The 19,662-nt window shown below is 69.3% G+C and carries 17 protein-coding genes; 6 read left to right on the top strand and 11 right to left on the bottom strand.

Annotation, left to right across the window (positions count from 1 at the left end):
* Positions 1 to 39: 39 nt before the first annotated feature.
* From C1C97_RS07945 to C1C97_RS07935, 3 genes are all read left to right on the top strand, one after another.
* Positions 40 to 594: a peptidylprolyl isomerase gene (locus C1C97_RS07945; RefSeq protein WP_199712214.1), complete on the top strand. Its 555-nt coding sequence runs from the start codon at positions 40 to 42 to the stop codon at positions 592 to 594.
* A gap of 103 nt (positions 595 to 697) precedes the next feature.
* Positions 698 to 1,336, top strand: a complete 639-nt coding sequence (locus C1C97_RS07940) for a rhomboid family intramembrane serine protease (RefSeq protein ID WP_110919187.1) — start codon at positions 698 to 700, stop codon at positions 1,334 to 1,336.
* Between the two features lie 400 nt (positions 1,337 to 1,736).
* Positions 1,737 to 2,987, top strand: coding sequence for an MFS transporter (locus C1C97_RS07935; protein WP_121031458.1), 1,251 nt, complete (start codon positions 1,737 to 1,739; stop codon positions 2,985 to 2,987).
* Between the two features lie 7 nt (positions 2,988 to 2,994).
* Here C1C97_RS07935 and C1C97_RS07930 read toward each other — a convergent pair whose 3' ends face one another.
* From C1C97_RS07930 to C1C97_RS12545, 3 genes are read right to left on the bottom strand one after another with little or no spacing between them, the layout of a single operon-like run.
* Positions 2,995 to 3,687 carry a hypothetical protein gene (locus C1C97_RS07930; RefSeq protein WP_121031079.1) on the bottom strand — a complete coding sequence of 231 codons (693 nt, stop codon included), beginning with the start codon at positions 3,685 to 3,687 and terminating at the stop codon, positions 2,995 to 2,997.
* A 15-nt stretch (positions 3,688 to 3,702) separates the two neighbouring features.
* Positions 3,703 to 4,326, bottom strand: a complete 624-nt coding sequence (locus C1C97_RS12550; RefSeq protein ID WP_233542822.1) for an alpha/beta hydrolase-fold protein — start codon at positions 4,324 to 4,326, stop codon at positions 3,703 to 3,705.
* A gap of 29 nt (positions 4,327 to 4,355) precedes the next feature.
* A complete protein-coding gene (locus C1C97_RS12545) occupies positions 4,356 to 4,856 on the bottom strand; it encodes a hypothetical protein (RefSeq protein ID WP_233542821.1) in 501 nt (166 codons plus the stop codon).
* 315 nt (positions 4,857 to 5,171) lie between these two features.
* Here C1C97_RS12545 and C1C97_RS07920 point away from each other — a divergent pair, with 315 nt between their 5' ends.
* The gene (locus C1C97_RS07920; RefSeq protein ID WP_110919186.1) at positions 5,172 to 5,849 is read left to right on the top strand and encodes a DedA family protein; all 678 of its coding nucleotides are present in this window, start codon (positions 5,172 to 5,174) and stop codon (positions 5,847 to 5,849) included.
* A 13-nt stretch (positions 5,850 to 5,862) separates the two neighbouring features.
* Here C1C97_RS07920 and C1C97_RS07915 read toward each other — a convergent pair whose 3' ends face one another.
* Positions 5,863 to 6,864 carry a zinc-binding dehydrogenase gene (locus tag C1C97_RS07915; RefSeq protein ID WP_121031077.1) on the bottom strand — a complete coding sequence of 334 codons (1,002 nt, stop codon included), beginning with the start codon at positions 6,862 to 6,864 and terminating at the stop codon, positions 5,863 to 5,865.
* Positions 6,865 to 7,237: 373 nt separating this feature from the next.
* On the opposite strand from C1C97_RS07915, the gene C1C97_RS07910 reads away from it, so the two are divergent.
* Complete coding sequence (locus tag C1C97_RS07910; protein WP_121031456.1) at positions 7,238 to 8,494, top strand: MFS transporter; 1,257 nt, start codon at positions 7,238 to 7,240, stop codon at positions 8,492 to 8,494.
* Positions 8,495 to 8,615: 121 nt separating this feature from the next.
* Here the strand turns inward: C1C97_RS07910 and C1C97_RS07905 are convergent, their stop codons facing one another.
* From C1C97_RS07905 to C1C97_RS07895, 3 genes are all read right to left on the bottom strand, one after another.
* Positions 8,616 to 10,277 (bottom strand): thiamine pyrophosphate-dependent enzyme, encoded by a 1,662-nt coding sequence (locus tag C1C97_RS07905; protein WP_121031076.1) that lies wholly within the window; start codon positions 10,275 to 10,277, stop codon positions 8,616 to 8,618.
* Positions 10,278 to 10,562: 285 nt separating this feature from the next.
* On the bottom strand, positions 10,563 to 11,993 hold the full coding sequence (locus C1C97_RS07900; RefSeq protein ID WP_121031074.1) for a sugar porter family MFS transporter: 1,431 nt from the start codon (positions 11,991 to 11,993) through the stop codon (positions 10,563 to 10,565).
* Positions 11,994 to 12,414: 421 nt separating this feature from the next.
* Positions 12,415 to 13,635: an ROK family transcriptional regulator gene (locus C1C97_RS07895; RefSeq protein WP_110919182.1), complete on the bottom strand. Its 1,221-nt coding sequence runs from the start codon at positions 13,633 to 13,635 to the stop codon at positions 12,415 to 12,417.
* 367 nt (positions 13,636 to 14,002) lie between these two features.
* Here C1C97_RS07895 and C1C97_RS07890 point away from each other — a divergent pair, with 367 nt between their 5' ends.
* Positions 14,003 to 14,779 (top strand): phosphatase PAP2 family protein, encoded by a 777-nt coding sequence (locus tag C1C97_RS07890; protein WP_233542820.1) that lies wholly within the window; start codon positions 14,003 to 14,005, stop codon positions 14,777 to 14,779.
* 131 nt (positions 14,780 to 14,910) lie between these two features.
* On the opposite strand, the gene C1C97_RS07885 is transcribed toward C1C97_RS07890, so the two are convergent.
* The 4 genes from C1C97_RS07885 to C1C97_RS07870 form a co-directional block, all read right to left on the bottom strand.
* Positions 14,911 to 15,321 (bottom strand): universal stress protein, encoded by a 411-nt coding sequence (locus tag C1C97_RS07885; RefSeq protein WP_121031072.1) that lies wholly within the window; start codon positions 15,319 to 15,321, stop codon positions 14,911 to 14,913.
* Positions 15,322 to 15,370: 49 nt separating this feature from the next.
* On the bottom strand, positions 15,371 to 16,882 hold the full coding sequence (locus tag C1C97_RS07880) for an APC family permease (RefSeq protein WP_121031070.1): 1,512 nt from the start codon (positions 16,880 to 16,882) through the stop codon (positions 15,371 to 15,373).
* 225 nt (positions 16,883 to 17,107) lie between these two features.
* Positions 17,108 to 18,619, bottom strand: a complete 1,512-nt coding sequence (locus C1C97_RS07875; RefSeq protein ID WP_233542819.1) for a peptide MFS transporter — start codon at positions 18,617 to 18,619, stop codon at positions 17,108 to 17,110.
* Between the two features lie 128 nt (positions 18,620 to 18,747).
* On the bottom strand, positions 18,748 to 19,578 hold the full coding sequence (locus C1C97_RS07870; RefSeq protein WP_121031068.1) for an aldo/keto reductase: 831 nt from the start codon (positions 19,576 to 19,578) through the stop codon (positions 18,748 to 18,750).
* Positions 19,579 to 19,662: the final 84 nt, after the last annotated feature.

Raw genomic sequence — 19,662 nt, 5'->3', positions numbered from 1 at the left:
TTCCACCCGTCCTGACGCCTCCGGGACGCCCGTGCCAGAATGACACCCATGACTTCCGCCAATGCGACGCACAAGGCCACCATCCACACGAACCACGGGGACATCGTGGTGGAGCTCTTCGGCAACCACGCGCCCAAGACCGTCAAGAACTTCGTGGGTCTCTCGGACGGGACCCAGGATTGGGCGGATCCCCGCACCGGAGAGAAGCAGGACGGCCCGCTCTACAAGGACGTCGTCTTCCACCGCATCATCAAGGACTTCATGATCCAGGGCGGTGACCCGCTGGGCCAGGGCATCGGCGGCCCGGGCTACAACTTCGACGACGAGATCCACCCGGAGCTGAACTTCAACGCCCCGTACATGCTGGCCATGGCCAACGCCGGGACCCGCAACGGCCGCGGCACCAACGGCTCCCAGTTCTTCATCACCACGGCACCCACCACGTGGCTGCAGGGCAAGCACACCATCTTCGGTGAGGTGGCGGACGACGCCTCCAAGAAGGTCGTGGACGAGCTCAACGAGGTCCGCACCGGCGGTCAGGACCGTCCCGTGGAGGACTGCGTGATCACCTCCATCGACGTGGAAGCGCTCTGAGCACCTCTGCCGCTCTCGGAACGGAGCCCACCCGGTCACCGGGTGGGCTTCGCCCGTCTTCGGGGCCTTCGCCCTCTCGACCACCTGACATGCCGGAGACCCCATGAACCAGATCCCGCCCGAGCAGCCCCTCGAGACCTCGGGACCCGGACGCCATGATCCCGGGCGGCGTGGTCGCGGGCGTCGCAGCGGCTGGCCCGTCACGTGGGTGCTCATCGGCGTGTGCGTGCTCATGTGGGGGCTGCAGTGGGCCACGCGTGTGCTCACCCCCTACGACCTCTCGACCATCCTGGGGTACGCCCCCGCCCTGACGCAGGCCCAGCCGTGGCGGGTGCTCACCAGCGGATTCGTGCACGCCATGCCCTCGCCCGTGCACCTGCTGCTCAACATGTACACCCTCTACCTCTTCGGGCGGATGCTCGAACCGCTGCTCGGGGCATGGCGGTTCACCGTGCTGTTCCTCGCCTCCGTCCTGGGGGGTTCGGCGGGGGTGTTCCTGTGGGGCGATCCGTGGGTGCTGGTCATCGGTGCCTCCGGCGGGATCTTCGGACTGTTCGGTGCCATGTTCGTGTTCATGCGGCACTTCAGGAACAGCGTCGTGCCCATCACGGTGCTGATCGCCATCAACCTGGCCTTCGGCTTCCTGGTGGGCGGCATTGCGTGGCAGGCGCACCTCGGTGGACTGGCGACCGGGGCCGTCGTGGGCCTCCTCATGGTTCCGGGCCTTCGCCCGCGGCTCTGAGAGCAGCCCGCCGGGGCAGTTCTCCACAGTGGTTGTCCACACCTGTCGACAACTCACACGCGTGTAATTCCACAGCTGTGAACAGTGCTGTGGATAGTCGGATGCAAGGCAGCGAGGGCAGTGCACACACATGTTCTCCGAGATATTCACACTCTTCTCCACACCTGTGGACAAGTTTCGTGCACCGGGTGGGGAGAAGCGCCCCGGTGATCTCACCCACACGGGTGCGGGTGCGCGAATAATTCCTGCCCCGGCCGCGTTCCACTGATTCGTGTCCGGTCACGACTGTGCTCGACACGCACGTGCATCCCCCGCTCCGCGGGGGAGGGCACCCGCCGGGTGGTGTGTTCCCTGCCCGCCCCCTCGTCCCGTTGTCGGATCCCCGAAAGGCCATGTGGTCGTGACCCAGCTGACTCCCGCACGCCGTCGACTTGCGCTGCTCGCCCTGGCCCTCGGAGGGTTCGGCATCGGATGCACCGAATTCGCGTCCATGGGCCTGCTGCCCCAGATCGCACAGGACCTCATGCCCGGTCTCTTCGGGTCCTCTCCGGAGACCGGCATCGCCCGGGCCGGGTGGCTGGTGAGCGCCTACGCCGTGGGCGTGGTGGTGGGAGCCCCCGTGATCTCCTTCGTCGCCGCCAAGTCCTCCCGCACGGTGATGCTGCTGGTGATGGCGGCGGCGCTGCTCGCGGGCAACCTCGCCTCCGCCGCGGTGCCGTCCTTCGCAGCGCTGATCGTGGTGCGGTTCCTGGCCGGTCTTCCGCACGGCGCCTACTTCGGTCTCGCGTCCCTGGTGGCGGCCACCGTCATGGGCCCGGGCAACCAGGCCAAGGGGGTGGCGCTGGCGCTCTCGGGTCTCACGGTGGCCAACGTGGTGGGTGTGCCGGTGATGACGGCCATCGGCCAGGCGTACGGCTGGCGCATGGCGTACGGCGCCGTGGCCGCGGTCTTCGTGCTCACCGTGATCGGGCTCTGGCTCACGGTGCCCCATCAGGAGCCGATGCTGGGAGCGAGCCGGCGGGGTGAGCTGCTGGCCTTCGCGCGCCCCCAGGTGTGGATCGTCATGGGGGTCGCCGCAGTGGGCTTCGGCGGGTTCTTCGCGATCTACACCTACCTGTCCCAGATGGGCCGTGAGCTCGCCGGCCTGCCGGCCGAGGGGATCCCGTGGCTGCTCGCGGTGGTGGGCGTGGGAATGACCATCGGCAACGTGGTGGGCGGCATCAGCGCCGACCGCAGCGCCAGGCGGACCATGGCCGTGGGATTTCCCGCCCTGGCCGCGGCTCTGCTGCTGATGGGGGCGCTCGCGGGTTCTCCCGTGGGCATCTTCGTGGCCGGTTTCGTGATGTCCCTGGTCAACTCGTACATCATGCCGAGCATCCAGAGCTGGCTCATCACCGCGGCCGGGCCCGCCGAGCTCATGGGGGCCTCCCTCAACCACGCGGCGTTCAACGTGGCCAACTCGATCGGTGCCCTGCTGGGCGGTGCGGTGATCTCCGCCGGCTTCGGGTACCGCTCACCCGCCGTCGTCGCCTGCGGACTCTCCGTCGCGGGAGCGTTGCTGGCGTTCGCCGGGGTTCGGCGGCAGCGGGCGGACCGACGACGCCGCCTGGCGGCCGGGCATCCCGTCACCGCCTCCCAGACCGCGGTCTGAGGTCCGGTCACCCGATCAGGAAGCGCCCCATCACCAGGTACATCGCCGCGTCGAGGACCATGAGCACCGCGGCGAGCCCCAGCAGGGCGGTGACCAGGAGGTTGACCCACGGCGCCACCGCGGTCCACGCGCGGCGCATGACGCGTGAGAAGCGCTCCTGCCTGCCCACCAGGGTCAGGATCACCAGCAGGGTCAGGGCCAGCTGACTCACCAGCGCCCACACGACCCAGCCGAGGACCACTCGCGGCAGCGGCTGGGACGCCGCGACGGCCACGTGGATGTCGAAGGGGGGATCGAAGATCACGATCCCCACGAAGACCACTGCGGTGACGTACAGGGCCCAGGGGTTCGTGGCGGCCGGCTTCTCGGGGGTCTCCTGCGTCGCGGAACGGCGGCGTGAGACGAGACGCCACAGGGCATATCCCCCGATGACCACGGCGAGCCCGAGCTCCACCCAGGCCGCGACGTCGCCGTGGCGGACCAGCGCCCACCAGTCCACGCTGCGCAGAACGGGCCCCGCCAGGAGGGTGAGCGCCAACCCCCATGCCGCGGTGCCGGCCAGGAGAAGGGTGGAGGATCTCAGGATGTGCCGCCGGCGCACCCCGGCCCCCAGCGCCGCGGCCATGATGATCATCGGGACGGGATCGAAACCACCCAGGGCCGTGGCGAACACGGTGCCGGCGTACTGCAGTGCGTTCATGGAGTCTCTCCGGGATCAGGCGGGAACGGCGGCGAAGGCGGGTGACGTGCGACCCAGCCACGTCAGGGCCGGATCCAGCTGCGCCTCCCACAGGGCCACCCGGTGCCCGCCGCTCTGGGAGATGTTGGAGACCAGACCGGTGGGAGCGGACACGGACGGCGAGAACGCCCGGATGGCGTCGCGGGAAATCTTGTCCTCGCCGCCGGAGAAGAACCACATGTCCACGTCCGGTCTGTTGCGACGCACGAGCGCCGCGAGGTCGTAGGACGCGGGGTCGGCGGTCTTCCACTGCTGCCCGCGGGTGTACATCGGGTGGAAGTACCCGGCCAGGTTCACGCTGCTGGCCCAGATCTCCGGATGGCGCACCGTGAACATGGTGGAGCACCACCCGCCGGCGCTGTACCCCAGGGTGGCCCAGGCCCGCCGGTCGTCCGAGACGCGCAGGTTCTGCCGGGTCCACGAGACCACGTCCCTGCTCACGTAGGTCTCCCACCGGCCGTGGGAGCTGTCCACGCACTCGGTGTCGTTGTTGCCGGGGTAGACGTCCGGGATCACCACGATGGCCTCCCGCATGGTTCCCTCCGAGACACCGGTGCGGATGTGGTGGGCGATGTCCATGGCCTTCGTGTAGGTCCGCACGTCTCCCGGGAACCCGGTGAACGCGGTGATCAGGGGTACGCCCGGTGCGGCTGGCTCATGTAGGAGGGGGGCAGCCAGGCGGTGGCGTCCTGGGTGGTCCCGGACTCCGCGCCGGGCAGCTTGAAGCTCACCCACTGCCCCGAGGTGTTGGCCGGGTCCAGCTGGGAACCGAAGAACGTGTTCTTGGCGGGTGCGGACTGCGCCGCCGTGAAGGGCCGGTGCGGAAGTTCCTCGACGGCCTTCGCCGCCATGGGAAGCGCGCCCACGCTCTCGGTGGTCACCGCGCCACCGCCGTCCGAGAACAGGTCACCCCAGCTCGAGTACCACTGGTTGTCCATGTTCATCTTCAGGAAGATCCCCGCGAGCGCGAACACGAGCACGAGCACCACCGCGACGAACTGCAGCACGTACTTGCCCGCACCGGGCCGTCGGTGGCGGGGGAGGACGCCCACCGTGACCACCACGAGAAGGACCGCCACCACCGAGACGGCGATGAAGACGGGCCATCCCGTCAGTTCGAAGAACGTCATCGGGCAGTGCTCGTTTCCACTCGACGGGTCCGGGTTGTCAGGTGCTGCACAACGCAGTGGAGGGCGCCCGGTCCGGCCCGTTCCCGAATCCGCGCCGACCACTGCACGGAGACATCCCAGGGACGTCCGGAGCCCGGGGCGGTGCGCGACAGGCCGGGAACGGGCAGTTGCCGGGGGACACCCAGCCGGCGCACGGCCTTGCGCTCGCCGGGCCACCCGGTGCGGGTGGCGCCGCGGCGTGGCGTGGCAACAGGGCGTCGTCGGGCGCGGGCGGGATGCCGCGGCGGAGACCTTCGGAAGGCATACTGGGACACCATGACGCCAGAAGTGATCCACACGGCCGGGTTCCTCGCCCCGCAGCTGCTCCCGCTGGGGGATCCCGCCCAGCTGCTCGAACAACTCGGCCCGTGGGCGCTCGCGGGGATGACTCTCATGGTCTTCGTGGAGTCCGGACTGCTGTTCCCGTTCCTGCCGGGGGACTCCCTGCTGTTCACGGGCGGTCTGCTGCACCAGGCGTTGCACGTCCCCCTGTGGCTCATGATCCTGGTGCCGTTCATCGCCGCGGTGGCCGGCGACCAGGTGGGGTACTACCTGGGCCACCGGTTCGGGCGGCGCTTCTTCAAGGACGACGCGCGGTTCCTGAAGACCTCCTACCTGGACCAGACCGAGGACTTCTTCCGGAAGTACGGCGGCAGGTCCATCGTGCTGGCCCGCTTCGTCCCCATCGTGCGCACCTACGTGCCGCTGGTGGCCGGTGCCGCGCGCCACCCGTACCGCGAGTTCGTGGGGTGGAACGTCCTGGGCGGTTTCCTGTGGGTCACCATCATGGTGGTGGCGGGATCCCTCCTGGGCGGGATCCCGCTGATCCGCGATCACGTGGACCTGATCGCCATCGGCATCGTGGTGCTGTCCCTGATCCCGGTGGGGATCCAGATCATCACGAGCCTGCGCAACAGGGACCCCCAGGAGGGGCCGAGCACCGGTCGCGACTGAGCGCTCAGGATGCTCAGGGGACGATCGTGAACTTCACGGTCCCGTCCCCGCCGCGCTCCGCGAGCCGCAGGACCTCGAGCGTCTCCTCGAGCGGGTGGACGGAGCCCAGGCAGTAGTCCACCTCCACCTCTCCCTCGTGGATGCGACGCACGGCCTCGTGGAAGGAGACCAGACCCGGTTCGGACTGGGCCGCGATCGAGGCCTGCAGCCGCACCGACTTCCGGAAGACCTGGTACAGGGGGATGGGTGCGGGGTCGAAACTCTCGTACAGGCCGAACCACCCCACGATGCCGCGGTCCGCCACGATCTCCACCGCCTCGGCCCGCAGCGCATCCGATCCCACCGCCTCGATCACGAGGTCCGCGCCCACGTTGCCCGTGAGCTCCGAGACCACGGCGGGCAGGCTCTCGTCCGGGACGTGCACCGTGCGGGCACCCAGCTCACGGGCGATCCGGAGCCGGGACTCCTCCTTGTCCGAGACGATCACCTGCTCGAACCCGCGGCGCAGGGCGTCCTGCAGGAAGAAGAGTCCGGCGGAACCCGCTCCTATGATCACGCACGTCCCGGCCGTGCGGGCGGGCACCTCGGTGGGCCAGTAGAGGTTCATCGCGTAGATGCAGGTGCCCATCTGCTGCGCCATCATGTAGCGGCGCATCTGGGTGAGGTCCCCGGGATCCACCTCGGGCGGCAGGGCCACGGCATGGAGGTCGTCGAGGAGCATGTACTCCGCGAACGTCCCGCCGATCTGTCCCGGGGGAACGCACAGCACCGCCGTGCCCTCCGGGAACTTCTGCGACCGGGACTCGGTCACCACGCCCACGCCCTCGTGGCCCGGGTATCCCGCGAGCTGGGGACCGCGTTCGTTCATGGTGCCGTGCAGCGCCGAGTGCAGGTCCGAACCGCACACGGAGGCGGCGACCAGCTTGACCACGAACTCCCCCTCCCTGGTGGCCCGGGGATCCGGCCACTGCTTGACGAGCACGGTTCCGGTTTCGGGGACATGGGTTGCGCGCATGGGCACTCCTTCGTGCTGGACTTCTTCGTGCGGGCCACGGACTCCGGGGCAGGGGAGCGGAGGCCGGGGACAGGGAGGGCCGCAGCCTCCCGGGTTCCCACGGTACGTCACGAGGAGACGTGGATCACGGACTGTGCGTCCCTCGCGTGCGGGTGGCCGGTGTGCAGCCCCCGGCCGACCGCGGATCACGCGGTTCGGGGCCGCCGCGCGCGGGTGGTGTGCACCGGAGCGACACCTTGCTGAACACACGTGCCCGAGGGGCCGCCGCGCGGGGGTGGTGCGCGCGCACGTCCCGACCGACGGCGCGCGGGCCGGCACGATCCGCGGCGGACCCCGCGCTCGCGGTGGCGCGGGCGGCCGATAGCCTGTGACGGTGAAACTCCCCCGGGCCCTCATGCCGTTCGCCTCGCGCGCGTACACCGTGCTCGCGCTGGCCATGTGCGTGAGCGTGTTCGGTTCCGGGCTGTGGGCCGTGGCGCTGGTGGCACGGGTCATGGCCCTGGGTGGCTCCGCGGTGGACCTCTCCCTGGTCACGGCGGTCGGCGCCGTGGGCATGGTCATCTTCGTGCTGCTCGGCGGGGTGGCGGCGGACCGGTTCCGGTTGAACGTGATCCTGCGGTGTGTGGAGGTGGCCAACCTGGTCACCGCGCTGAGCATCGTGGCCCTCACCGTGACGGGCACCCTCGCGCTCTGGCACCTGGGCGCCGCCGCGTTCGTGTTCTCCGGCGCCGTGGGCTTCTTCTATCCCGCGTACTCCGCGGCGCTGCCCAGGATCCTGCCTCCCGGCCAGCTGCTGGCCGCCAACGGTGTGGAGGGCACGGCGCGGCCGCTGCTCCAGCTGGCGGCCGGCCCCGCCGTGGGCGGCATCCTGGCCGGTCTGACGTTTCCGGGGGCCTCCGTGCTCGCCATCGCGGTGTGCCATGCCGTGGCCCTCGCATTCATGCTGCGGCTGCGGCTTCCCGAACGGGAGGACCCCCGGGGAGCCACGGACGACGCCGCCCCCCGCCCGACCATGCTCCGCGACATGCTCGAGGGGTTCCGCTACTGCCTGCGCACTCCCTGGCTGCTGTGGACCCTGCTGTGGGCCATGAGCGCGATCTTCCTGTTCATCGGACCCCTCGAGGTGCTCGTGCCGTTCCTCCTGGTGGAGCGGCTGGGGGGCACGGTGGCCGGCTACGGCGCCATGCTGGGCCTCTACGGCATCTCCACGGCCGTGGGCTCCAGCATCATGGCGTCCTTCCAGCTGCCCAGGAAGTACCTCACCACCATGGTCTGGCTGTGGGGGTTCGGCACCCTGCCCTTCGGGCTGGTGGGCATGACCCACTCGTGGTGGGTCATGGCCCTGGCCCTGTGCATCTTCGGTGCCACGGGCGGGGCGGGTCAGGTGATCTGGGGAACACTGCTGCAGCGCCGGGTCCCCGGGCACATGCTGGGCCGCATCTCGTCCCTGGACTTCTTCGTGTCGCTGCTGCTCATGCCCGTCTCCATGGCGGTGGCCGGCCCCGTCTCGCAGCTGCTGCCGCCCGCCGTCATCTTCTGGACGGTCGCGGTGCTGACCCCCTCGCTCGGGGTCCTCGCCGTGCTCCTCGGCCGCATGCACCGGGACCAGGCCGAGCACCCCCTGCGCTGACGGCACCGGGAGAGGCGGGGCACCGCACGGCGGCGGCAGTGGCCGACGACGCCGCGGTGCCTCCCCGGGGAGGGCGCCGCGGCGTCGTCGTACCGCCTTCCGGCCAGTGAGTATGTTCTGCTCAGTATGCTTTTCTGCGCTGCTCCACGATCAGGTGGATGAGCGCGAACGTGTGATCCCGGTCGATGGCCGCGCAGGCCTGCTCCAGGGCGTCGGGGATCTGCGACTCCCGCTCCACGCGCACCCCGAAACCGTGGAAGGCCGCCGCCATGGCCGCGAAATCAGGGTTTCTCAGCTGTGTCCCGGACACGTGCCCCGGGTACTGGTGCTCCTGGTGGGTGCGGATGGTGCCGTACTCCTGGTTGTCCATCACGATCGCCAGCGGCGTGGCGCCGTACTGCGCGGCGGTGGCCAGCTCCTGGCCGTTCATGAGGAACTCGCCGTCCCCGGCGATGGAGACGATCCTGCGGTCGGGGAAGTTCAGGGACGCGGCCACGGCGGAGGGGATCGAATATCCCATGGATCCGTTGCGCGCGGAGATCATGGAGGCGTAGCCGTTCGTGGGGAAGTACCGGTGCGCCCAGTTGGTGTGCTCGCCCGCGCCGAACGTGACCATGGCGTCGTCCGGCAGAGAATCGACCAGGGCCGCCATCATGGTGTCCATGGTGGCCGGACCGTCCTGCTCGGGCAGCGGCTGAGGGGCGGAGAACTCCTCCTGCTGCCGCCGCATCCGGTGGCACCAGTCCTTCCAGCTGTCCTTGACCGGCAGGTCCAGCTGCACCAGGTCCCGCACGAAGATGTCCGGCTTGGCCACGATCTGGTAGGTGACCGCGCCGGAACGTCCCCGCATGGAGGGATCCATGGTCACGATGAAGTTCTTCTTGGACCAGTCCTGGCGCACCAGGAAGCCGTTGGTGATCACGTCCCCGGGAACCGTTCCCACGAACACCAGCAGGTCGGTCTCGTCCAGCAGGTCCACGGTGGGCTTGGGGCGCCCGTAGCCGATCGGCCCCACGTAGGACGGCGAACCGAAAGGCACCGTGCCCTCGCACCGCCACTCCGCCGCGGCCGGGATGTGGTGCTCCTCGAGCCACTGGGTGAAGCGCTCGGCGCCCACCACGGTCCAGTCGTTGCCGCCGAAGACGAACAGCGGCTTGCGGGACTGCCGCAGCGCGGCCTCGAGGGCCTGTCGGTCGTCCATGGTCATGCCGCCGCCGGCCACGGGGATCACCGGGTGGAGGGTGGCCTCGATCTCGCGGGTGATGACGTCCTCGGGCAGTCCCACCACCACCGGCCCGGGGCGCCCCGAACGTGCCGCGAACATGGCCTCGGCGACATACTCGGAGGCCCGTTCCGCGTGGTCGAGCACCATCACCCGCTTGGCGCCCGAGGCGAACCACTGGTGCGGGTCGAATTCCTGGAAGGCCTCCTTCTCCCGGTGCTCGAAGGGGATCAGTCCCACGAACAGCACCATCGGTGTGGAGTCCTGCCACGCGGTGTGCAGACCCACGTGGGCGTTCGCGGCACCCGGTCCGCGGGTCACCATGGCCACACCCGGGACCTCGTTCATCTTCCCGTCCGCCTCCGCCATGTAGGCGGCGCCGCCCTCCTGGCGGCACACCACGGTGTCGATGGGGGAGCCGTGGAGCCCGTCCAGGACGTCCAGGTAGCTCTCCCCGGGGACCACGTAGGCGCGCTCCACGCCGTGGGCCGCGAGGGAGTCGACGATCACGTGGCCCGCGGACTTGCGTCCCGGAGCTGTGGTGGCGGTCTGCTGGGTCATGGGAGTCTCTTTTCGCCGTCGAAAACAGGGGGTCGATCCGGGCCCCGGCACCCGGATGCCTGCACAGGTGTCTCGAAAATACCCGACCGTAGGTCCCGCCCCCGCAATGCGTCCAGCATCCGGGACGCACGGGTCACGGGGACGCCACCGCGTCATCCCACCACCCCGGCTCCGAAGCAGGGGACGCCCGGAGCCCGGGGTGCCCGATCGCGGACGGGACCCCGCGCACGACGGCGCCCCGGCGCGGTGTGGGCCGCGAGCCGGGGCGCAGTGACGTGCGGGTGCTCAGTCGTGCATGTCCTCGAGCTCCACGTTGTTGGTCTCCCGCACCATCTTGACGGTGAAGATCAGGGACACCAGGGCGAAGAACGCGTAGATGCCGTAGGTCAGACCCAGCGAGTAGTTGGACAGGGACGGGAACGTGACGGTCACGGCCCAGTTGGCGATCCACTGCACCGCGCCGGCAACGGCCAGGGCGGCACCGCGGATGTGGTTGGGGAACATCTCGCCGAGCAGCACCCACATGAGCGGGCCCCAGGAGACGCCGAAGAACACCACGAACAGGTTGGCGGCGATCAGGGCCACGGGGCCGGCCACGGGGCCGAGGTCCGGGGTGAGCTGCCCGTCCACCATGACCTTGCTGGCGGTGGCGAACACCACGGCCATGACGCCCAGGGACAGGGCCATGCCCGCGGAACCCACGAGCAGCAGCGGACGGCGCCCGATCCTGTCCACCAGGAAGATGGCCACGACGGTCACCGCCACGTTGACCACGGAGGTGGCCACGGAGATGGCGAAGGAATCGGACTCCTTGAAGCCCACGGACTCCCACAGGACGTTGGAGTAGTAGAAGATCACGTTGATGCCCACGAACTGCTGCAGGGCGGCCAGGCCGATGCCCACCCACATCACGGGCTTGAGGCCCGCCATGGAACCGCGCAGATCGGAGAAACGGGGCTTGCGCTCGTTGTTGACCGTGGTGCGGATCCTGTCCACACGACCATCCACGGCCGCATCGCCGTGGATGCGGGAGAGGACCGCGCGAGCCTCGTCCTCGCGGCCCGCGGAGACCAGGAAGCGGGGGGACTCGGGGATCAGGAACGAGCCGATGCCGTACAGCACGGCCGGCAGGGCCATGATCAGGAACATCCAGCGCCAGGCGGCCAGGCCGAACCAGAGCTCATTGGCGGCACCGCCGGCCCAGTTGGCCAACAGGGCGTCCACCAGCAGGGACAGGAAGATGCCGAGCACGATGCCCATCTGCTGCAGCGACCCCAGGCGGCCACGCAGGTGCGCGGGAGAGACCTCTGCGATGTAGGCGGGGGCGATCACGGAGGCCACGCCCACGCCGATGCCACCCACCACGCGCCAGACGATGAGCCACTCGATGGACTGCGTGAGTCCGCAGCCGATCGCGGAGACCAGGAACAGCACGGCCGCGATCTTCATGATGGGGATGCGTCCCGCGCGGTCCGCGATCCGGGAGCCGAAGAACGCACCCACCGCGGCACCCAGCAGGGCGGCCGCAACCGCGAAGCCGAGGGGCCCCGGGCCCACGTCGAACGTGGACTGGATGGAGGAGACCGCGCCGTTGATCACGGCGGAGTCGTAGCCGAAGAGGAGGCCGCCGAACGCGGCCACGGTGGTGATTCGAACGACTGCACCGGTGTTCGTCTGGTGACGCTCCGGTGAGTCTGCTTGCGCCGGATGGCTCATCCCGCAGCTCCCTTGCTGTACAGAAATTCAACGCTCGGACGGTCCCGCGCCCGAGAACGCGCCGCTGTTCCGGGATTCAGGACCGGAAAACGCCCGCCGCGGCGGGGTGGGAGAACTGCCGGGGGCAGGTCTGGCGGGCTGCCGGGGAAGGACAGTGACCCAAGACTAGGACTCGCGTCACAAAATGTCCATGAGTTGAACACAACACCTCGGCATGTCATGACATGCCGGGGTTCGCGTGTCCGACAGACCCGGACGCTTCACCCCGGGATCCGGTGTTGCGTGCTGACAGAACTCCACGCTGCAGCCCGCTGCGCGTGATCCGACACCGGGCATGGGGGGAGCGGTCCGGCCGGTTCACGTGAGCGGAGTTCCGCGGCGCTGGGAGGCGGGTGAGGACGGGCACCGACGCGGGCGCCCCTCACACCGGCAGCGAGCTCTCGCTCCGGGCCAAAATCAGTGCGCCCATGAGGTGCGCGCCGGCGCCCAGTTCGGACGGGACGATCCGCAGCCGTGTGTCGCCGTGCAGGGAGTACCGGTCCACGGCCTCCATCATGGGATCGAGCACGAGGTCCCCGGCCTGCCCCAGCTCACCACCCAGCACCACGAGTTCCGGGTTGAGCAGGTTGCACAGCTGGGCCACGGCGCTGCCGAGCACCCGCCCGGTGTCCGCGACGACCCTGCGGCACCCGGGGTCCCCCTGCAGGGCCGTGGCCACCACGTCGGCCACCGTGCCCGCGTGCTGCCCCGAGGTCCGCACCAGATCCAGCACCGCCGGTGCGCAGACGAAGGTCTCCAGGCACCCCCGGTTGCCGCAGCGGCACAGTCCCGCGCCCTCGTCGAGCGTGATGTGCCCGATCTCGCCGGCCGACCCGCTCGCCCCGCGGTACAGCCGGCCACCCAGGATCAGACCGGCGCCCACCCCGTGGGCGACCTTCAGGTAGGCCATGTCCGCGACCCCGCGGCCCGCCCCGAGGGCGTGCTCGCTCACGGCACCCGCATTGGCGTCGTTCTCCACCACCACGGGACAGTCGAGCAGCCGTGCCGCCAGGGCCCGGACGTCGGTGCCCGCCCAGCGCGGGAGGATCGCATCCGAGTCCAGTGCCCGACGCTGCGCGTCCACCGGCGCGGGCAGCGTCAGGCCGGCGTGCAGGACGCGGTCGGGCGCGATGCCCAGGGAGGCCCGCAGATCCGAGCAGGTCTCACGCACCTCGGCCAGCACGTCCTGGGCCCGGTGGCCCGCGGGCAGCTCGGAACGGCGCCGAGCGCGGATCTCCAGGTTCAGGTCCGCCAGCGCCACCTCCACGTGACGATGGCCCACGTCCACGCCCACCAGGTAGCCCGCGCTCGCACTGAACCGCACTCGCTGACCGCGCCGCCCCCCGTGATCGGGCTCCACGGCGAGCAGGTCGCAGGCCGTGAGCTCCTTGACGATCGAGGAGACCGTCGACGGCGCCAGGGCCGTCTCCCGGGCGATTCGCGCCTGGGTCACGGCTCCCTGGGAGCGCACGGTGTCCACGACACGACGACGGTTGGCCCGTCGCAGCGCCGCCTGTGACCCCGGGGCCGCGGTGTCGGGGAGGTGGCCGCCGCCCGAGGGGGACTGGAGGTCGGAGTCCGGGGCGGGGGGCGAGGACGTCATTGTCTCTTCCCTTCTCGAATGCTTGTTGGAGCCCGAGTGTAGTCATCGTTCGAGTGACGTACGGAAGGGGCTGAATCCGGGCACGCTGCGCGGCGCGGTGCGCAGGGCGGAGGCGAATCGCGGTGCATCCCTGTCCATTCGTATGATTAAACATATAGCTGTGCAGCTATGCATCCGTTTTACGTTGTAATTGCAGTTACTGTTTCACGTGAAACGCACGCTTACGCGCGCCACCTCCCCCACGACACGCCCGTTTCAGGATTCGTTCGGTGTCTCGTGTCACCATTGGGACATGACCAATCCGGCGCAGTACACTTCCCCCTCGCCGGGCGGGTCCCCGTGGCACTTGCCGCAGTTGCGTCACCGCGTGGCCGTTCCTCTGGTCGCGGTGCTCGTGACGGCGACAATCGGTCGTCTGCTGGTGTTGTCACCGCGGATCACCGACGGGGAGACCGCGTTGCTCGAGGGGCTCTCCCAGCACCGCAATGCCCTCCTGGACGTTCTCGCCACGGTGGTGCAGATCGCACTGTCCAACGGCGCGGCCGTCCTGATCATTGCCGCCGTCATCGGCTGGCTGGCCGTGATCCGACGCCGCCCCCTGGACGCGGCCGGCTTCGGCATCACCGCGCTGTCCGGATGGGCTGCCGTGGGGATCGTGAAACTGGCCGTGGAACGCCCCCGACCCACGGTCTCGGGGGATCCCCTGGGCGCGGTCACCGGGTCCATGTCCTTCCCGTCCTCGCACACCGGCGCCCTGGTCGCGATCGTCCTGGGACTGAGCCTCGTGGCCTCCGGCGCCCGGACCCGTCGTTCCGTCCTGCTCTGGGGCACCCTCGGTGTGGTGGCCGTGGGAGCCGCCCGGATGTACTCCGGGGCGCACTACCCCCTGGACGTCCTCGCCGCGCTGCCCGTGGCCTGGGCCGGCGTCATGGCGGGTGCCAGCGTGGCCAACACGGTGGTGCCGGCACTGGCATTCGGTTTCTCGTGGCGCCAGGCCGGTGTGACGCTCAGAGCCCCTGCACCCCGTGGGGCGACGGGGCCCACCGCTGCCGCACGCGCCGAGGGCTCCGGGTCCTCCGTCGCTCGCGAGGCGCCGCTTAGGGGAACGGCTCGGCACGACCAGCACTCGGACCGCGCGGCCTGACCCCATCCCTCCCCAACACGACCCCCCGAACACGAACGACGGGCCGGACCTCGAGAGGTCCGGCCCGTCGTCGTGCTCGGGTTCATGCAGAGATGCCCGCGGGTGCACCTGCGGCGGGCGACGTCGCCGGATCAGTCGACGCCGTACCCCGCCTTGACGCACAGCACCGGACACCCGGCCTCGAGCAGCAGGCGCTGCGTGGTGGGGGCCATGATCAGCTTGCCCACCGGCGTGCGCTTGCGGGTGCCGATGACCAGCAGCTGGGTGTGCTCACGGTCGGTGACGTCCAGGATGATGTCCGCGGGATCGGCGTCGTCGGCCACGGGGACCAGCTCGTAGGACAGGCCGCTGGCGTCGAGGGCCGCACGGTCCTCCTGGATTGCGGCGTCGGTCTCCTCGGAGTCGGTGTGGCGGCCCCAGCGCTTGTTCTGGTGCCCCTGGACCACGGTGAGGCCTGCCGAGCGCAGGGAGGCCTCTGCCATGGCGGCGCGCAGGGCGGCGCGGCCGGCGGGTGTGGGCAGGTATCCGACAACGATGTTCATGGGGTCTCCGGGTCCGTGTGGCAGTGGATGTGGGGGTGGGAGGGGGACCTCAGCGGTCCACGTCCTCGAGGTGGGCGATGTCCTCGGGGTGCTGGAAGCGGGTCCGGCGCCCGGTGAACAGGCGGGCGTAGAGGAAGTTCACGAGCCACAGCACCACGCCCAGGGCGATCAGGACCAGGGCGATCTGGTACTCGATGGTGTCCTGGGCCCACGGACCCAGCAGGAACGCGCACGTGAGGGCGCCCAGGTAGGGCAGCACGCGCGGGGCGTGGAAGTACTTGTGGTCCTCCTGCGAGCGGTCACGGCGCAGGATGATGGCGGCCACGTTGACCACGGTGAACACCCCGAGCAGCAGCAGCGCGGTGGTGCCGCCGAGGGCGGACGCGGTGCTCTTGCCCATGGCGTTGTTCACCAGCACGATCAGCACCATGCCCAGCAGGGTGGTGGAGATGATGGCGGCCCACGGGGTGCGCCGGCCGGGGAGGACCTTGCCCAGCACGCCGGGGATCACACCCTGCTTCGCCATGCCGTACAGCAGGCGGGAGGCCATGAGCATGTTGATCAGCGCGGTGTTGGCCACGGCGAAGATGGTGAGGAACGGGTAGATGGTGTCGATGGGCACGCCCGGCGCACCGATCTTCACCACGTCCAGCAGCGGCGTGGTGGACTCGCCCAGTTCACCGATCGGCACGATCGCCACGGTGAACAGGGACACCAGGACGTAGATGACACCCGTGATGCACAGCCCGATCAGCATCACGCGGGGGAAGTTTCGGGTGGGGTCCTTGGTCTCCTCCACCATGTTCACGGAGTCCTCGAAGCCCACGAAGGAGAAGAACGCCAGAGAGGTCACGGCGGTCAGGGCCATGAACATGCCCTTGTCGTCGGAGGTCTCGAACACCACGGTGCGGCTGAAGTCCGCATTGCCCTGGGCCGCGGCCCAGAACCCCACGAGGATCACGATCAGCAGGCCGGTGAGCTCGATGATCGTGAGGACCACGTTGAGCTTCACGGACTCGGACACCCCGCGCAGGTTGATCAGGGCCAGCAGGGCCATGAAGGTCACGGCCACCACGGTGATCCCCAGGGGGCTCATGTCCAGGTGGAACCCCTTGGCGAAGTTCGCCGCCACGGTGCTGGAGGCGGTGGCCGCGGAGGTCAAACCGGAGCACAGCACGGCGAAGGTCACCAGGAAGGTCAGGAAGTGGATGCCGAAGGCCTTGTGGGTGTAGAGCGCCGCACCGGAGGCCCCGGGGTACTTGGTCACGAGCTCCAGGTAGGAGAACGCGGTGATGGTGGCCACCACGAACGCCACGAGGATGGGAGCCCACGCCGCGCCGCCGATCTCACCGGCGATGTTGCCGGTCAGGGCGTACACGCCGGTGCCCAGGATGTCGCCCACGATGAACAGCAGGAGCAGTCCCGGGCCCATCACGCGCTTGAGTTCATGGCTCTGTCCGGAGGAGTCGTTGCCCCCGGCGCTCGGGTCCGCGGGGGCGGTGCCCCCGCCCTTCGCCGCCGATGCCGCTGTGGCACCGTGCGATGTCGTTGAATCGCTCATCTCGTCCTCCGGGTGTCGACCTCGTGCGGCCGCGCACTGTCCTCCGGTCCTCGGACATGAACTGTGACTCGCGGCTCATTCGTACAGGCAACCCTAAGGGATGCGGGGTAGGTGCGGTGGCCAATGCCGCTCGGGGCGCCGCGGCGTCGTCGCCGCGCCCGTCCGAACGACGACGCGCCCCGCACCCGGGGCGGGTACGGGGCGCGCGCCCATGAGCGGATGGCCTCAGCGAATGCCGCGCATGAGCTTGAGGATGGGCTTGGCGACGAGGAGCATGACGATGCCGAGCACGATGGTGATGGCGCCCATCGTGCCGAAGTAGCCGACCTCGTTCTCGCGGGAGTAGAACTCGGCGAGGGAGCCGGACAGGGCGGTGCCCAGGGCGACGGACAGGTTGTACAGGGCGACCATCTGCACCGGGAACTTGCGCGGGGCGAGCTTGGTGGCCAGCGACAGGCCCACGGGGGACAGGAACAGCTCGCCCAGGGTGGCGAAGAACAGCACGAGCACGATCCAGCCGATGAACACGGACGCCGTCTGGGCCTGGGTGATGAACAGCAGGAACGCCACGCCGATCAGCAGCAGCGCGATGCCGAACTTCACGGGTGTGCTCGGCTGCCGGGTGCCCAGCTTGGTCCATGCGGCCGCGAAGACCATGCCCAGCAGGATGATGAACACGGGGTTGATGGACTGCACGACGGACGGTTTGAAGGCGAAACCGAGGATGTCGAGCTTCAGGCGGGTGTCCGCGTAGATGGCCAGGACGGTGAACTGCTGCTGGAAGAGCGCGAAGAATGCCGCGGTGGCGATGAACAGCGGGATGAACGCCACCACACGGGAGTGCTCGTCCGCCGAGAGGCCCTTGTCCCGCAGCATGATGGTGAACAGCAGGATGGCGGCCACCACGACCACCAGGATCACCGCGTCGGACAGGTTGCCCGGGTTCAGGATGCCCGTGAACAGCAGGACCAGGACGACCGCGATGAAGGCCACGGCGATCCCGATCCACTTGCCGTACTGCGAGCGGGGGAGTCGGTTGGCCACCGTGTGCACGCTGTCGGGCAGGCCCTTGCGGGTGAGGAGGTACTGGACCAGGCCGAAGGCCATGAAGATGGCCGCGATGCCGAATCCGAAGTGGAAGCCCCACGTGCCCCATGCGAAGCCGGTGAGCAGCGGGCCGAAGAAGGCGCCGATGTTCACGCCCATGTAGTAGATGGAGAAACCGGCGTCGCGGCGGGGGTCCTCACGCTCGTAGAGGGTGCCCACGAGGCTCACGCACGTGGTCTTGAGGCCGCCGGAGCCCACGGCGATGCACAGTAGACCGACGGTCAGGCCGGCAACCCCGGGGATCAGCGCCAGGGCGATGTGGCCGAGCATGATGAGCACGGCCGAGGCGAGCATGGTGCGCTCGGAACCGAGCAACCGGTCCGCGACCCAGCCGCCCAGGATGGAGCACAGGTACACGGTGCCGCCGTAGGCGCCCACGATGCCCGCCGCCACGCCCTCATCAATGCCGAGGCCGCCGTCCGAGACCGAGTAGTACATGTAGAACAGGACCAGGGCCTGCATGCCGTAGAAGGAGAAGCGCTCCCACATCTCCACGGAGAAGAGGTTGGCCAGCATGCCTGGCTGGCCGAAGAAGGTTTTCCTGCCCGCGGGGTTGTGCGGGTCCACGTTCGTGTTGGGGCTGACCGGCGCGCCGCTGATGGGGCCGTCACCCGGGGTGTTGTGACTCATAACTCACCATGATGCACCCGGACGGCCGGCGAACTGATCTTCGACTCGCCATGGGAACGCCCCCGGGCACCTGGTGCGAGGCGCCCGGGGGCGTTGCCGCGGATCCGGTCAGGCGGTTCCGGGCGTGATCAGTCGTTGAAGTCCGCGGGATCCGGGCCGATGCGACCGTCGTCCCGGGTCAGCCCGGTGATCTGCTCGATCTCCTCCGGGGAGAGGGTGACGTCCTGGGCGTCCCAGTTCTCCTGGATGCGCTCCGGAGTCACGGACTTGGGGAACACCACGTTGCCGATGGCCAGGTGCCACGCGATGATCACCTGTGCCGGGGTGGCGCCGTGGGCCTCCGCAATCCTGCCGATGGTCTCGTCCTGCAGGTCCGCCTTGCCCTGGCCCAGGGGGGACCAGGCCTCGGTCACGATGTCGTGCTGGGCATCCATGTCCCGCATCCGCTGCTGGTTGAAGTAGGGGTGCAGCTCGATCTGGTGCGCGGCCGGAACCGTGCCGGTGTCCAGAACGTCCTGCAGTGCCTTCTCCGTGAAGTTGGAGACGCCGATGGAGCGTGCCTTGCCGGAGGCCTTGATCTCCTGGAACGCCTTCCAGGTGTCCAGGTACTTACCGTTCTCCGGCTGCGACCAGTGGATGAGGTACAGGTCCACGTAGTCCAGGCCGAGACGCTCCAGGGACTTGTCCATGGCCTCGAGGGTGGACTCGTAGCCCTGGTCGTCGTTCCACAGCTTGGTGGTGATGAACAGCTCCTCGCGCGGGATGCCGCTGTTGGCGATCGCGCGCCCCACGCCCTCCTCGTTGCCGTAGATCTTGGCGGTGTCGATGTGGCGGTAGCCGATCTTCAGCGCCTGGCTCACCACGTCCTCGGCGACGTCCGCGTCCACCTGCCACACGCCGAAGCCGAGCTGGGGGATGGTGTTTCCGTCGTTGAGCTGAAGGGTCTGGTTCCTGGGCATCTCGCTGAATCCTTTCGTTGACAACTACCGACTAGTCAACTGCGTGGCGGGCGGTTCTGACAACCCGTTAAGTTCTGGGTGAAG

Source organism: Kocuria tytonis (genome assembly GCF_003226895.2).
In the GTDB taxonomy this organism is placed as follows: Bacteria; Actinomycetota; Actinomycetes; order Actinomycetales; family Micrococcaceae; genus Kocuria; species Kocuria tytonis.
Note: the sequence above shows the minus strand (reverse complement) of the source record. Positions and strands in the feature narration are given on the sequence as shown.